This window comes from Streptomyces sp. NPDC050842 (assembly GCF_044456565.1).
Lineage (GTDB): Bacteria > Actinomycetota > Actinomycetes > Streptomycetales > Streptomycetaceae > Streptomyces.
On record NZ_JBITGA010000003.1, the window covers coordinates 761,219 to 775,866 of the forward strand.

Below are 14,648 nucleotides of genomic sequence, written 5' to 3' on the forward strand. Positions count from 1 at the left end.
CCGTATTCCTCGACGGTGCCGGCGGTCACGTCCCGGACGGGGCATTCCGACTCGCCGCCCTCGGTTCGGGGCGGCTCACGGTTGCGGGTCAGTGCCGGATTCGCACCGGCTTCCCCCCGTACGGGCATGATGACGACCTGCTCACTCTACCGGCCCGTACGCCCGCGGCCCCGGGGGTGCGAGCTGCCTCACACGGGTACGGGAACCTCACGCCGCGACGTACGTCACCGGGTCCGTGCCGGTCACGGCCTCCGCGCGGCCCAGCTTCACCAGGCGGCGGACGTGGGCCTCGGCCTCGCTGACGGCGATGTTCCGGGAGCCGTGGGGGATCTCGTCCCAGGGACGGTTCCACTCCATGCGCTCGGCGAGCTGCCAGGGGGTGAGCGGGGTGGCGAGCAGGGCGAGGAGCCCGGTGAGCCGCTCCTCGTGGTGGGCGAGGAGCTCGTCGACCCGGCCGGCGGCGTCGGCGAACGCGTACTGGTGGGCGGGGAGGACCTCGGCGACGCCGAGGCGGCCGATGCGTTCGAGCGAGTCGAGGTAGTCGCCGAGGGGGTCGGTCTCGTGGAGGTCGCCCGGGTGCTCGTACAGCCCGATGTGCGGGGAGATCCCGGGCAGCAGGTGGTCGCCGGAGAACAGCCGGCCGTGGCCCGGCAGCCCGGCGGGGTGCTCCTCCTCCAGATGGAGGCAGACGTGGCCGGGGGTGTGGCCGGGGGTCCAGATCGCGCGCAGCCGCCGGCCGGCCAGGTCGAGGAGCTCGCCGGGGACGATCTCCCGGTCGGGGACGGCGGAGCGCAGCCCCGGCAGGGTCAGCATCCGGCCGGAGGCGCGGGCGGCCCGCAGCGGGGCGACGTGCTCCTCGGGGGCGCCGACGGCGGTCAGCTTCTGCGTCATGTAGTCGAGCCAGGTGCCGGGTTCGGCCTCGCGGGTGCGGCGGACGACGGCCGTGTCGGCGGCGTGCATGGCGATCCAGGCCCCGGACTCCTCGCGGACCCGGCCGGAGAGGCCGTGGTGGTCGGGGTGGTGGTGGGTGATGACGACCCCGTGGATCTCCTGGACGGACAACCCCAACGCACCGAGTCCGCCGGTGAGTTCCTCCCAGGAGGCGGGGTCGTCCCAGCCGGTGTCGACGAGGACCGGACCACGGTCGGTGTCGAGGACGTGGACCAGAGTATGGCCAAGCGGATTGTCCGGAATGGGCACCCGCAGGGACCAGACGCCTCCACCGTGCTCGGTCACCTGGGTCATGTGCCCTCATCTCTCAAGGCCGTACGGAGCCTGCTCGACCGTGCCCGTTCCATGACCCACTATAACGAGAACTGACGGCTCGTCAGAGTCGCGTGGGGTAACCGAGTTGGGGCTGCCTCGCCCGCGCGTGGCCCACGGCCGGTGGCGGAGCCGCCGGCCGGCGGGATCGCCGCCGCCGAGGGGGCAGGGAAGTGGCGTGTCTCCAGGGCGCGCCAGGCGCCCCTCCTTGAGGGCTTGCGAGGCGGTGATCTCCTAGCCTTCCCGTATGGCATCCATCAAGCGAATTCTTCGCTGGGTAGCAAGTCGCCCAAGTTGGATTCTCGACGTGCAGCGTTTCCAATGGGTCCTACTGTTGGATTGTATTGTCTTTTCGGTCACTGGACTGGTCGACCTCGCGCTCGTGGGAAGTGCGCAAGCGGCCACCAGTATCCTGAGATTCGCCTCCGCATTCGTCAATGCTGCCGCCTTCATTCAGGTCAGGAAAAAGCTTGGGCGCTTGATGGCCATCGGAATTTCGCCGGCAGGTCATAGGCCCTGGGATTTTCCCAGTGCTATCGCTGGCCAAGCGTCCGCCATCCCGATCCTGTTGATCCCGATCTGGATCGAGCTCAGCAGTGGCCTTCAAGACGCCCTCGACATTCTCGTGTTGATTGCCGCATTGCTGCTGATCGCTTTGGCCATCGCTGCTGTGATCTCCATTGTCGGGCAGCCGCACGTGCTGAACGTGACCTGGGGACTGGTCGCGGCGATTCTGCCGCTGGTGGGCTTGCTTCAATTCTGGTACTTGACGTTCTACAGACCTGTACACGAAGGTCCGCGTGTGAACGTCGTGCCGCAGCTGCATGAGTTGCGGCATGGCAAGGGCGTCACTCATATGCGCGGAACCGTGACGATGGAGAACGTGGGCGCCGGTGAACTGGATGTTCTTGCCGCTGTGTACACCGTCACGGGACATGACGTGGCTGCGCCTCGCTACATCACGAAGGAAGAGGCAAATTCCGTCCTGGGAAGGCCGGGGAATGTGGCGTGGAGGGAGAACAGTCGATATAGAGGGTTGCTCAAGGTCGGTCGCCTGACCCGCCATGGAGGACACTTCACCCCGGGGCAGAAAAGCGAGACATCATTCGTGTTCGATGTCAAGAACGACTCTCTGGAGAGTGTGCGACTGACTGTTTTCCTCTATTTCATCATGCACGGTTCGGACTCTTTGGGGGAGTTCGCCGAATGTAAAGCCGGTCCCGGGGTGCTCGATCAATGCCTCGAAGTGAAATTGCCCCGGGAGAGCCTCATTCGGGACCTGCTCGGCGACCGACCGGTAGCTCGTGTGAAGTTTCGCCACCACGACCCGAAGCGTGGTATCCCCCTGCCTCTCCTGGAGGCGGAATTCGTGCCGACTTCCTGGTGGGGCAGAGGAAGCACCGCCACGCAGGTGGAGAGTATCGACCCCTATCGACGCAGTCGCGGGGTGACGAACAGCGTCGAGTACAGAGTGGATCCCTAGCCTCGCGCCGCGCGGTGGCGTACGACTCTGATCAGCGTGAGGGCCGCCGCCACCAGCGCAGCGCTTCCTGGAGCGCCGAACAGTGCGTCGCGCAGCGGCTCCGGTTCCAGGAGCAGGGAATGGAAGAGTTCTCCCTGGAGGGCACCCTGCGGCACCGACATGCTGAGCAGGTACTCGGTGCTGTAGAGGTGACTGTCAAGTCGGCCGACCACGTAGGCGGCCCAGAACAATACGAACAGGGTGGCCGGGCGTAGCGGTCTGGCGCGGAACGCGGGGTGCGCACGCAGTATGAAGAACGTGACGGCGAAGGTACAGGTGAACCACAAGTGCCCCATCGGCTCGATGTGAACGGCCTGCACGAGCTGCTGGACCGTGATCGGCGGTGAACTGGTATCCGACCGCGGCAGCACGGTGGATGCCACGGACCCCCCGCAGCGCACCTGGCAGAGAGAGTCGAGGGCACGGGCCGAGGATTCGTGGAAAGCCGGCAATGTGAGAAGACGTTCGCAGGCGGTGGCTGTTGCGGTTGCCAGGACTGTTTCGCCGATCCGTGGCCAGAGGGTGCGCAGGGGGCCGCGCAGCACCGACAGCAGGAGCAACACCCGCCGTTTGGCGGACCGGGGGAATCCTGCGGACCGCATCCGGGCGGGCAGAGCACACAACAGGCCGGTTGCGGCGGCAGCGGTACCTAGGAGGAGGGCATGCGGGGCGGTGGCGTAAGCGTCTTCCAGGAGGCGTGAAAGCTCCGGTCCCCGGTTACCCACTATGCGCTGCCAGTGCCCCTTTGGCTCTTGGGCGCGCAGGAAGTCCGGCAGCCCGCTGATCAGAAGAGCCAGCATCGCGGCGACCGGAGCGACCAACGGCAGAACCACGGCCCTTCGTGCCCCGGACTGCAAGGGCGGCCCCATCCGGGCGATGAGTGCGTGTGTGAGGGACAACAGGAGCGTCAGAAAGAGAGCCAGCCAGACTCCTTCAAGGAGCCAACCCGCGATGCCAGTGCGCTCGTTGAACTGCCATACCGGTGACACCGTCGGCGTCCTCAGGGCTTCCCAGGGCGAGAAGGACTCCGCCGTCTCCGCCCAGTGGATCTGCGCGGGAAGCACACCGGCAAGGTGAACGACTGCGACGACCGCGGCCACAGCCGTCATCCTGAGCCGGCCGCTCACGGCGCCTCATCGGGGTCGGCCATCACGTGGAAGGGCCGGCCGGCGTTGTCCAAGTCGACCGACTTCGTCTTCTTGCCGTCCCACCAGGTCAATGTCGCCTTCCACCTGACGTCGTAGCTCTCGGTCCGGCCCAGGAGGAAGAGGGAATAGATCTCCCCGCTGTTCAGGGAGTGCGGCAGGGACACAGGCTTGCCCCAGTCCAGTGCTTCCTTGGCCACGACACGCTGCCCGGGTTTCCCGCGTAGCGTGCTGAGCGACACGGGCCGGCCGACCGCGAGCAGATCGAGGTTGACGCCCGCCGCTTCGGGAGGTTCCTCACCGTTCCCGCATCCCGCAGTCCTGCCGTCGGGGCGCACCCCCTCTGGCAATGGATCACGGCGAACGACGGTGATCGTGACGTCACGTAACTGTGCTGCCTGATCGGTGTTGCCGCGCAGACTGATGAGTACCCGCAATGTCTGCCGCTGCACGATCCGCTGCTCGCGCTCCCAGCGCGCAACCTCCCGGGTGTCGGCCTCGGGCAGCCGGGGCAACAGATCGTCGTTGCCCGGGAGAGCGGACCAGGTACTCGTGCAGTACGTGTTCAGCTGTTCGGCGTCGACCAGCACTGACTCCTGAGCGAAGACGCGGTCGTAAACGGAGCCGAGCGAAGGCGCCGCAAGGGCCAGGCCGGCCAGAACCAGCCCTCCCAGAGCGATCTTGTTGGCCGGGTCCAGGGCTCGGACGCGGGCCGTCTGAGTGCGGAGACGGCTCGGCCGGGCCGGGGGAGACGGCGCGTCCGGGGTCGGCGCAGCCGAAGGTTCGGGGGCGGCCGGTGTAGGTGAGGGTTCCGGCGGCGAGGTCGGTGCCGGTCGTGCGGGCTGGTTCGGTGTGGTGCTGTCCGGTACAGGCGGGCGAGTCGACGTGGTGTCGGGCACCGGAGGCCCCGGTGTGCCGGGCGAGCGCCTGGAAGGTTGGATCCCGTCGGTCATGCACTTCCCCCGATTCCGTTGGAACTGAGCAACGCTAGGTCGCAGCAAGTCAGTTGTCGAGCAGGCGCCGCAGTTCTCGCTCCTTGTGAATCCCGGCTTCTCGACGTACGAGGAGAGCCCGCAGCGGCGTGGTGGTGTGCCGGCCGTTCATCCGGACCCTGGTGAGGGTCCGCCGGTTCTCCAGTGAGAGTCGCCCCAGAACGGCCGTGGACGGCATGTAGTCGGAAGGGCGGCGGGGTGGCTGACGGCCCGGAGGCGGCCCAGGCGGCATGCCGGTGGCGCACACTGGCCGCAAAGCGCCTGGTGGGGGCCTATCTCGTCCGCGGCATTGCTCCCTATAACTAGAACTGGTATCAGTTCTGAGGCATCGTCAGAATACTCGTCCCCCCGGGAGGCTGCGGTCATGAGCGAGCTTGTGGAGCACGGAAAGCTGTTCATCGGCGGGGAGTTGACCGATCCCCTGGGCGATGCGGTCATCGAGGTGATCTCGCCGCACACCGAAGAGGTCATCGGGCGCGTCCCGCACGCCTCCGTCGCCGATGTCGACCGGGCCGTCGCCGCCGCCCGGTGGGCCTTCGACGAGGGGCCCTGGCCGCGGATGACCGTCGAGGAGCGGATCGCGGTCGTCACCCGGATCAAGGACGCCATCGCCGTCCGGTACGAGGAGATCGCCCGCTCCATCAGCTCGCAGAACGGCTCCCCGTACTCCTGGTCCGTCCTCGCCCAGGCGCTCGGCGCGATGATGGTCTGGGACGCGGCGATCACCGTCGCCCGGGACTTCGCCTTCGAGGAGCGGCGCGGCGGCGTCCTCGGTCCGCTGCTCGTCCGGCGCGAGCCGGTGGGTGTGGTCGCGGCCGTCATCCCGTGGAACGTGCCGCAGTTCACCGCCGCCGCCAAGCTGGGGCCCGCGCTGCTCGCCGGCTGCACGGTGGTCCTCAAGCCCTCGCCAGAGTCGCCCCTCGACTCGTACATCCTCGCCGAGATCGCCACCGAGGCCGGGCTGCCCGAGGGCGTGCTCAGCATCCTGCCCGCCGACCGCGAGGTCAGCGAGTACCTCGTCGGCCACCCCGGCGTCGACAAGGTGTCCTTCACCGGATCCGTCGCGGCCGGCAAGCGGGTCATGGAGGTCGCCTCCCGCAACCTCACCCGCGTCACCCTCGAACTCGGCGGCAAGTCGGCCGCCGTGATCCTGCCTGACGCGGACCTGGACACCGCCGTCGCCGGGATCGTCCCCGCCGCCTGGATGAACAACGGCCAGGCCTGCGTGGCCCAGACCCGTATCCTCGCCCCGCGCTCCCGCTACGAGGAGATCGCCGAGGCCTTCGCGGCGGCGGCCGGCGCGCTCGTCGTCGGCGACCCGCTCGACCCCGCCACCCAGGTCGGCCCGCTCGTCGCCCGGCGCCAGCAGCAGCGCTCCCTCGACTACATCGGCATCGGCCAGGCGGAGGGCGCCAAGGTCCTCGCGGGTGGTGGCCGCCCGGTCGGGCTCGACCGCGGCTGGTACGTCGAGCCGACCCTGTTCGGCGGCGTCGACAACTCCATGCGGATCGCCCGCGAGGAGATCTTCGGCCCGGTCATCTGCCTCCTGCCGTACGGGGACGAGGCCGAAGCCCTCCGGATCGCCAACGACTCCGACTTCGGGCTCAGCGGCAGCGTCTGGACCGGCGACGTGGAGCACGGCATCGACTTCGCCCGGTCCGTGCGCACCGGCACGTTCAACGTCAACACCTTCAGCCTCGACATGCTCGGCCCCTTCGGCGGCTACAAGAACTCCGGTCTGGGACGGGAGTTCGGCCCCGAGGGCTTCGGCGAGTACCTGGAGCACAAGATGATCCACCTGCCCGGTGGTTACGAGGCTCCCGCGAGCGGGGCGTGATGGGGGACCGCTGGCACGTCGAGGTCGACCGGAGCGTCTGCATCGGCTCCGGCATGTGCGTCAACCACGCCCCGACGGCCTTCCGGCTCGACACGGCCCGCCAGTCCCATCCGGTGGAACCGGAGGTGGACGCGGGGGAGACGTTGCTCGCGGCGGCCGAGGGCTGCCCGGTGGAGGCCATCCTGATCGCCCTCGCGGACGGAGGGGAACCGGTGTTCCCACCGGAGGAGTAGCGGCCGAGCGGGGCCCGGAGTACGGCGCGCTGTCGTTCCCTTGTGCAAAACTAGGCCCTTGGTCACGGGGGCAAGGGGCCTTCGTGCGCACGTATTTCGGGAGTGTTGTGCGCAAGGGGAAGTGGGTGGCCGCGGCCGCCGGTGTGGTGCTGCTGGTCGCTGGTTGCGGTGGCGAGGGCGGTTCCGACAAGGGCGGCGCGTCCGTCACGGGCGGTACGAGCGCGGGTGGTTCGGGCTCCGGCGGTTCGGGCGGCGGCAAGCTGGACGGTGCCGCGGTCACCAAGGAGATCGAGGCCGCGGCGACCGGGGCCGGCTTCGCGCAGGACGCCTCGGGCGAGGACGTCGCGCCGGAACTCAAGGACTGCATGGTCACCTGGACGGCCGACGCCGAGAAGGCCGCGGACCCGGTGAAGTCCTACGCGGGCACGATCACGGCCCTGACCGGCGGCGGCTGGAAGGAGCTGCGGAGCAACGAGATGAACGGCTCCGTCATCAAGTCCCTGGAGAAGAGCGGCTGGACGCTCCAGGCCAGCAACCACGCCCAGGGCCCGGTGAAGCTCGTGATGTTCGTCGCCGCCGACAGCGGTCCGGAGTGCGCCGCGAAGATCGCGGCCGACAACGAGAAGGCCCGTCAGTCCTCCTGACGTCCGTCAGTGCTCCTGGCGTCCGTCCGCCCGTCCGCCCGTCCCTCGATCCGTCCGTACCCCCGACGGATCGGGGCACGGACGGGTGTCGCGCTCGGTTCGGCCGTGCCCCTGCCCGCGTCCGGGGCCGTCACCGCTCCGGCGCGCCCGGCGCCGTCAGGTCGATCAGCCGGCAGACCGTCTCGATGTCGATCTTCACCTGCGCGATCGAGGCGCGCCCGGACAGCCACGTGATCAGCGCCGAGTGCCAGGTGTGCTCGATCACCCGCACCGCCGACAGCTGCTGCGGGCTCGGGTGCTCCGCCCCCATCGCGTCCAGGATGATCGCGGTCGTCAGCCGCGAGACCGTGTCGACCTCGGGGCTCACCCCGCGGTCCGCGAAGGTCAGCGCCCGCACCATCGCGTCGGCGAGCTGGGGTTCCCGCTGGAGCGCCCGGAAGGCCCGCATGAGGGTCTCCGCGACCCGCTCCGCCGGGTCGGCGCCCGCGGGCGGACGCTTCCGCAGCGTGGTGTGCATGTGCTGGAGCTGGTCCTGCATCGTCGCGACCAGCAGATGGATCTTGGACGGGAAGTAGCGGTACAGCGTGCCGAGGGCCACCCCGGCCGCCTCGGCGACCTCCCGCATCTGTACGGCGTCGAAGCCGCCCCGCGCCGCGAGCTGCGCGCTGGCGTCCAGGATGCGGCGCCGCCGCGCCTCCTGGCGCTCCGTGAGGGCCGGCGCCGAAGGGCCGAGGTCCGCCCTGTTGTCTGCGGTCATGGGTTCCCGTTCCGTGCGGTGGGAGCGGAGGTGGGGAGCGACAGTATCGCGGTCCGGCCGTCGTGGCGCGAATCACCTGTTCCGGCTCTCACCAGGGAGCTACCTGCCGGTAGATTCTGTCCTCCTTGAGCGATCAGGAAGATCATGCAAGAAGATCGAGAACGATCAAGTCTGTAACTTGTTCTAGATTAGCGCGAGCGGTTACGCTCCGGCGAAACACGCTCGAAGGGGGTCGCGCATGACCGCGGAAGCCATAGAGGCAAGCCCGGCAAGCCCCCGGCAGGGCGCCACCGCGGACGGTGACGGTCCGTTGCGGATCGCTCTCCTCACGTACAAGGGGAACCCCTTCTGCGGCGGCCAGGGCGTCTACGTCCGCCACCTCTCCCGTGAGCTCGCCCGCCTCGGCCACACCGTCGAGGTCGTCGGCTCCCAGCCGTACCCCACGCTGGACGACGGCGTGCCGCTCACCGAGATCGCCAGCCTCGACCTCTACCGCTCGCCGGACCCCTTCCGTACGCCGAAGCGCGACGAGTACCGGGACTGGATCGACGGCCTCGAAGTCGCCACCATGTGGACCGGCGGCTTCCCCGAGCCGCTCACCTTCTCCCTGCGGGCCCGGCGCATGCTCGCCGCCCGCCGCGGCGACTTCGACGTCGTCCACGACAACCAGACCCTCGGCTACGGCCTCCTCGGCGGCCCCCGGGCCCTCGGCGCGCCGCTCGTCACCACGATCCACCACCCCATCACCGTCGACCGGCAGCTCGAACTCGACGCCGCCGCCGACTGGAAGCGCCGCGCCTCCGTCCGCCGGTGGTACGCCTTCACGCGCATGCAGAAGCGGGTCGCCCGCCGGATGCCGTCCGTCCTCACCGTCTCCGGCACCTCCCGCGACGAGATCGTCGAGCACCTCGGCGTACGCGAGGACCGCATCCGGGTCGTCCACATCGGCGCCGACACCACGCTCTGGTCCCCGGACGCGGCCGTCGCCGAGGTCCCCGGACGGATCGTCACCACCTCCAGCGCCGACGTCCCCCTCAAGGGCCTCGTCCACCTCATCGAGGCGCTCGCCAAGCTCCGCACCGAGAACCCGGACGCCCACCTCGTCGTCGTCGGCAAGCGCGCCGAGGACGGCCCCGTCGCCCAGGCCATCGAGCGGTACGGGCTGGCCGGTGCCGTCGAGTTCGTCAAGGGCATCAGCGACGCCGAGCTCGTCGACCTCGTGCGCTCCGCCCAGGTCTCCTGCGTGCCCTCGCTGTACGAGGGCTTCTCGCTGCCCGCCGCCGAGGCCATGGCCACCGGGACGGCGCTCGTCGCCACCACCGGCGGCGCGATCCCCGAGGTCGCCGGAGCCGACGGCGAGACCTGCCTCGCGGTGCCGCCGGGCGACGCGGGGGCGCTGGCCGCCGCGCTGGGCCGGGTGCTGGGTGACCCGGAGCTGCGGGCCCGCCTCGGCGCCGCGGGCCGGGAACGGGTCCTGGAGCGCTTCACCTGGGCCCGCGCGGCCCAGGGCACGGCCGAGCTGTACCGCGAGGCCGTCGCCAGGCAGGGCGCCCGTCAGGGCGTCCGCAGGTGACCACCCCGCTCGCGCACCATCCGCACCACACGCACACGCACCACCCCCGTCCCGACCGCGAAGGCAGGCCCTCGTGCTGACCGTCGACTTCACCCGCTTCCCGCTCGCCCCCGGCGACCGCGTGCTCGACCTGGGCTGCGGTGCGGGCCGGCACGCCTTCGAGTGCTACCGGCGCGGCGCCCAGGTCGTGGCCCTCGACCAGAACGGCGAGGAGATCCGCGAGGTCGCCAAGTGGTTCGCGGCGATGAAGGAGGCCGGGGAGGCCCCCGCAGGGGCGACCGCCACCGCGATGGAGGGCGACGCCCTCAACCTGCCCTTCCCCGACGAGTCCTTCGACGTCGTCATCATCTCCGAGGTCATGGAGCACATCCCGGACGACAAGGGCGTGCTCGCCGAGATGGTCCGCGTCCTCAAGCCGGGCGGCCGGATCGCGATCACCGTGCCCCGCTACGGCCCCGAGAAGATCTGCTGGGCGCTCTCCGACGCGTACCACGAGGTCGAGGGCGGCCACATCCGCATCTACAAGGCCGACGAGCTCCTCGACAGGATCCGGCAGGCCGGCCTCAAGCCGTACGGCACCCACCACGCGCACGCCCTGCACGCGCCGTACTGGTGGCTGAAGTGCGCCTTCGGCGTCGACAACGACAAGGCCCTGCCGGTCCGCGCGTACCACAAGCTCCTGGTCTGGGACATCATGAAGAAGCCCGCCCTGACCCGGGTCACCGAGCAGCTGCTCAACCCGGTCGTGGGCAAGAGCTTCGTGGCCTACGCGACCAAGCCGCACCACCCGAAGGCCGACACCAAGTGACCTCTCCCGAGCGGATCGCCGAGCACCTCGTGCTGCCCGGAGTGCTCACGGCCGAGCAGGCCGCCGAGACCGTCACCGGGATACTCGCCGTCCAGCGCGAGGACGGGGCCATACCGTGGTTCCGGGGCCACCACCTCGACCCGTGGGACCACACCGAGGCGGCCATGGCCCTCGACGCGGCCGGCGAACACGCCGCCGCGGCCCGCGCCTACGAGTGGCTCGCCCGCCACCAGAACACGGACGGCTCCTGGTACGCGGCCTACCAGGACGGCGACCCGGACGACGTCACCGACCCGAGCCGGGAGTCCAACTTCGTCGCGTACATCGCGGTCGGCGTCTGGCACCACTACCTGTCCACCGGCGACGACGCCTTCCTCGACCGGATGTGGCCCGTCGTCTACGCGGCCGTCGAGTTCGTCCTCGGACTCCAGCAGCCCGGCGGCCAGATCGGCTGGAAGCGCGAGCCCTCCGGCGAGCCCGTGGGCGACGCGCTCCTCACCGGCTCGTCCTCCATCCACCAGGCGCTGCGCTGCGCCCTCGCCATCGCCGAGGTCCGCGAAGAGCCGCAGCCCGACTGGGAGCTGGCGACGGGCGCGCTCGGCCACGCGATCCGCCGGCACCCCGAGCGCTTCCTCGACAAGTCCCGCTACTCGATGGACTGGTACTACCCGGTCCTCGGCGGCGCGATCACCGGACCGGACGCGCTGGCCCGGATCGACGCCGACTGGGACGCGTTCGTCGTGCCCGGCCTCGGCGTCCGCTGCGTGATCCCGAACCCGTGGGTCACGGGCGGCGAGTCCTGCGAACTCGCCCTCACCCTCTGGGCGATGGGCGAATCCGACCGGGCCCTCACGATCCTCCAGGACATCCGGCACCTGCGCGCGGGGAACGGCATGTACTGGACCGGGTACGTCTTCGAGGGCGACACGGAAAGCGACAAGGCCATGTGGCCGGAGGAGCAGACGGCCTGGACCGCCGGCTCGCTGCTGCTCGCGGTGGCGGCCCTCGGCGGCGAGGAGGCCACGGTCGCCGTCTTCGGCGGCGAGCGCCTCCCCGCCGGCCTCGAACCGGACTGCTGCGGGGCGGCCTGACCGGGCCGGTCCGGCTAGGAGGGGTCGCGGGACCCGTACGGAGTCGCCCGGGTGGCGGACGCCGGGGGCCGGGGTGAGGCTGGCGCCATCGGTCCCAGGGAGGTCCCGTCGTGCCCAGAAGCCCTTCGCGCGGTGTCGTCGCGCTGCTGCTGTCCTGCGTCCTGCTGCTGACCACCGCCGCGTGCGGCGGCGACGACACGCAGAGCGCGAGCAGCGCGGCGACGCCCACGAGTACCAGCACCTTCGAGCAGCAGAAGCTGGCGAAGACCCGGTTCGTGGCCAACGCGGGCCTCGCCGCCGGGGCCACGTACCAGTGGATCGTGAAGCCGTACCGCGCGGGCAAGTTCGCGAAGGGCGCGGACGGGCGGACCTTCGCCCTCGTGAAGGCGGGTCTCGCGGGCGCGTTCACGTACAACCGGCTCAAGGCGGCGGTGAACAACGCCAAGGGCGACCCGCTGCTCTCGAAGGCGGTCGCGCCGCTCACGGCCGGGATCGAGTCGCTCAAGGAACTCGGGACGAAGCTCCGCAAGGGCGAGGTCGGCGCCGCGGACGTCGGCGCCTTCGAGTCCGTCATCAACAGCGTCAAGGACGCGGGCCAGAGTGCCGGCGCGGTGGTGGTCGAGAAGGTGCCCAGCACGTCGCAACTGGGCGGCTGATGCTACGAGTTGAGCTCCGCCAGTACGCGGAGCGTGGCGGGGTCCGGTGAGGTGACCAGCAGGTCCGTCACCGGGCCCCGCCGCCATGCGTCGAGGCGCTCGGCGATCCGCTCCCGGGGGCCGACGAGCGAGATCTCGTCGGCGAATCCGTCAGGTACGGCGAGCACCGCCTCCTCACGCCGCCCCGCCGCGAACAACTCCTGGATGCGGCCGGCCTCCTTCGCGTACCCCATCCGCCCCATGAGGTCGGCGTGGAAGTTGCGGGCGGCGTGCCCCATGCCGCCGATGTAGAAGCCGAGCATCGCCTTGACGGGCAGCAGCCCGGCCGCCACGTCCTCGCAGACCTGCGCGCGGACCATCGGGGCGACGAGGAAGTTACGTTGGTTCGTACCCTCACGGGCCTCGGGGAGGCGGTCCGGGAGCGCGTAGACGTCGGCCCAGCGCTCGGGGGACCAGTAGAGGGGCAGCCAGCCGTCCGCGATGGTGAGGGTCTGCGCGATGTTCTTGGGGCCCTCGGCGCCCAGGAGGATCGGGAGGTCCGGCCGGAGCGGGTGGGTGATCGGCTTGAGGGCCTTGCCGAGGCCGGTGCCGTCCTCGCCGGTGTACGGGTGGGAGTGGTGCCGTCCGTCGAGCCGTACGGGGGCCTCGCGGCGCAGGACCTGACGGATCACGTCCACGTACTCGCGGGTCGCCGTGAGGGGTGAGCGGGGGAAGGGGCGGCCGTACCAGCCCTCGACGACCTGCGGCCCGGACAGGCCCAGCCCCAGCATCACGCGCCCGCCGGACAGGTGGTCGAGCGTCAGCGCGTGCATCGCGGTCGCGGTCGGGGTGCGGGCGGCCATCTGCGCGACGGCGGTCCCGAGCCGGATGCGCGAGGTGTGCGCGGCGATCCAGGTCAGCGCGGTGAACGCGTCGGAGCCCCAGGCCTCCGCCGTCCACACGGAGTCGTACCCGAGCCGCTCGGCCTCGCGGGCGAGGTCCAGGTGGGCGGGTGAGGGGCCGCGACCCCAGTAGCCGAGGGCGAGTCCGAGGCGCATGACGAGCAACCTTTCTGACGATCCGTCAGTTCAGTTCCCGGGACTGTACGCCAACGGCCCCCCGCCCGGAAGGGATTCCGGACGAGGGGCCGTCGGGTCGTACGGTCAGTCAGCCGCGCTGGATGCCCGTGGTGTCCTGGAGGACGCCGCGGCGGCCGTCCTGCGTCTGGGCCACCAGGGCCGGACCGCGCTGCTCGACCGCCAGGTACCAGGTACCGGGGGCCAGCTCGGCGATCGGCGCCTGCGACCCGTCCTCCGCGTACAGCGCGCGGGCGACCGGGACCGCGAACCAGAACGGCGCGAAGTCCGAGGACGGCTGCGCCGCGGCCTGCGGCTGCGGGGCCGGAGCCTGGGCGGCCTGCGGCTCCGGCTGCTGCGGGGCGTGCGGCTGGGGAGCGTGCTGCTGCGGGGCGCCCTGCGCGCCGAACTGCTGGCCCGCACCGTGCGACGGGTCCTGCGGGCCGCTGAACTGCTGCTGCGCACCCGGGTAGCCGTAGCCACCGGGGACGCCCGGCTGACCCGGCTGGCCGGGCTGCATGCCGTACGGCTGCGGGGTCTGCGGGCGCGGCGCGCTGACGAGCGGGGCCTTGAGGGCCGGCACCAGCGGACCGGCGACGGCGGCACCGGCGACCACGAGCGAGGCGATCAGGCCGAGGATGAGGCCGGCACCGGCGTTGTTCGCCTCGAAGATCCACATGAGCAGGGTCCACGCGGAGGCGATGGTGAAGCCGGCACCGACCTGGCCCAGCTCCAGGCCGGCCACCTTGCGCTGCTGCGGCAGGGCTCGGGAGGTGACGACCAGCGCGGCGCCGGCGAAGCCGAGGAAGAAGGCGCCCCAGCCGAGGGGCGAGGCCTCCCAGGAGTTCGTGGACGGCACCTGGTCGCAGATGGCCGGGGCGGCGTCACAGCCGGAGATGTCCAGGAAAGAAGCGATGAACAGCACCACCGCTGCACCGATCAGCACGCCATCGCCTCGGGTGAGGGAGCGGATATTCACGTAAGAGTCCTTCGTCGGGTCGTCGTCGTCGCGTCGGGGTGGCGCTCAAGGTCGTGGCACGGGGGCGGCCCCATATTACGGAGCGAATCTATC

14 protein-coding genes and 1 riboswitch are annotated in these 14,648 nt (G+C 70.6%); of the genes, 8 read left to right on the forward strand and 6 right to left on the reverse strand.

From position 1 onward, the window contains the following. Window positions 1-39: 39 nt before the first annotated feature. Window positions 40-116: riboswitch (cobalamin riboswitch) on the reverse strand. A 91-nt stretch (window positions 117-207) separates the two neighbouring features. After that, window positions 208-1,245 carry an MBL fold metallo-hydrolase gene (locus tag ACIBG6_RS12620; protein WP_399222566.1) on the reverse strand — a complete coding sequence of 346 codons (1,038 nt, stop codon included), beginning with the start codon at window positions 1,243-1,245 and terminating at the stop codon, window positions 208-210. Window positions 1,246-1,510: 265 nt separating this feature from the next. Between ACIBG6_RS12620 and ACIBG6_RS12625 the strand changes: the two genes are divergently transcribed. Beyond that, window positions 1,511-2,746, forward strand: coding sequence for a hypothetical protein (locus ACIBG6_RS12625; RefSeq protein WP_399222567.1), 1,236 nt, complete (start codon window positions 1,511-1,513; stop codon window positions 2,744-2,746). On the opposite strand, the gene ACIBG6_RS12630 is transcribed toward ACIBG6_RS12625, so the two are convergent. Continuing rightward, window positions 2,743-3,885: a hypothetical protein gene (locus tag ACIBG6_RS12630; protein WP_399222568.1), complete on the reverse strand. Its 1,143-nt coding sequence runs from the start codon at window positions 3,883-3,885 to the stop codon at window positions 2,743-2,745. The two genes, ACIBG6_RS12625 and ACIBG6_RS12630, sit on opposite strands and share 4 nt — an antisense overlap. Window positions 3,886-3,908: 23 nt before the next feature. After that, window positions 3,909-4,520, reverse strand: a complete 612-nt coding sequence (locus ACIBG6_RS12635; protein ID WP_399222569.1) for a hypothetical protein — start codon at window positions 4,518-4,520, stop codon at window positions 3,909-3,911. Between the two features lie 766 nt (window positions 4,521-5,286). On the opposite strand from ACIBG6_RS12635, the gene ACIBG6_RS12640 reads away from it, so the two are divergent. From ACIBG6_RS12640 to ACIBG6_RS12650, 3 genes are all read left to right on the forward strand, one after another. Beyond that, window positions 5,287-6,759, forward strand: a complete 1,473-nt coding sequence (locus ACIBG6_RS12640) for an aldehyde dehydrogenase (protein ID WP_399222570.1) — start codon at window positions 5,287-5,289, stop codon at window positions 6,757-6,759. After that, window positions 6,759-6,992, forward strand: coding sequence for a ferredoxin (locus ACIBG6_RS12645; RefSeq protein ID WP_329623745.1), 234 nt, complete (start codon window positions 6,759-6,761; stop codon window positions 6,990-6,992). Before ACIBG6_RS12640 ends, ACIBG6_RS12645 begins: the two co-directional genes overlap by 1 nt. Window positions 6,993-7,117: 125 nt before the next feature. Continuing rightward, entirely contained in the window at window positions 7,118-7,636 is a 519-nt protein-coding gene (locus tag ACIBG6_RS12650; protein ID WP_399222571.1) for a hypothetical protein, read from the forward strand. Window positions 7,637-7,766: 130 nt separating this feature from the next. On the opposite strand, the gene ACIBG6_RS12655 is transcribed toward ACIBG6_RS12650, so the two are convergent. Next, on the reverse strand, window positions 7,767-8,393 hold the full coding sequence (locus ACIBG6_RS12655) for a TetR family transcriptional regulator (protein ID WP_329623747.1): 627 nt from the start codon (window positions 8,391-8,393) through the stop codon (window positions 7,767-7,769). Between the two features lie 238 nt (window positions 8,394-8,631). Here ACIBG6_RS12655 and ACIBG6_RS12660 point away from each other — a divergent pair, with 238 nt between their 5' ends. From ACIBG6_RS12660 to ACIBG6_RS12675, 4 genes are all read left to right on the forward strand, one after another. Beyond that, window positions 8,632-9,966 carry a glycosyltransferase family 4 protein gene (locus ACIBG6_RS12660; protein WP_399222572.1) on the forward strand — a complete coding sequence of 445 codons (1,335 nt, stop codon included), beginning with the start codon at window positions 8,632-8,634 and terminating at the stop codon, window positions 9,964-9,966. 73 nt (window positions 9,967-10,039) lie between these two features. Beyond that, window positions 10,040-10,774 carry a class I SAM-dependent methyltransferase gene (locus ACIBG6_RS12665; protein ID WP_399222573.1) on the forward strand — a complete coding sequence of 245 codons (735 nt, stop codon included), beginning with the start codon at window positions 10,040-10,042 and terminating at the stop codon, window positions 10,772-10,774. Then, window positions 10,771-11,865, forward strand: coding sequence for a prenyltransferase (locus ACIBG6_RS12670; RefSeq protein WP_399222574.1), 1,095 nt, complete (start codon window positions 10,771-10,773; stop codon window positions 11,863-11,865). The genes ACIBG6_RS12665 and ACIBG6_RS12670 overlap by 4 nt, the downstream gene beginning before the upstream one ends. Window positions 11,866-11,975: 110 nt before the next feature. Continuing rightward, a complete protein-coding gene (locus ACIBG6_RS12675; protein WP_399222575.1) occupies window positions 11,976-12,521 on the forward strand; it encodes a hypothetical protein in 546 nt (181 codons plus the stop codon). Between the two features lie 2 nt (window positions 12,522-12,523). Here ACIBG6_RS12675 and ACIBG6_RS12680 read toward each other — a convergent pair whose 3' ends face one another. Both ACIBG6_RS12680 and ACIBG6_RS12685 read right to left on the reverse strand, forming a co-directional pair. Continuing rightward, window positions 12,524-13,558, reverse strand: a complete 1,035-nt coding sequence (locus ACIBG6_RS12680) for an LLM class F420-dependent oxidoreductase (protein ID WP_399222576.1) — start codon at window positions 13,556-13,558, stop codon at window positions 12,524-12,526. A 109-nt stretch (window positions 13,559-13,667) separates the two neighbouring features. After that, window positions 13,668-14,555, reverse strand: coding sequence for a DUF5336 domain-containing protein (locus tag ACIBG6_RS12685; protein WP_399222577.1), 888 nt, complete (start codon window positions 14,553-14,555; stop codon window positions 13,668-13,670). Window positions 14,556-14,648: the final 93 nt, after the last annotated feature.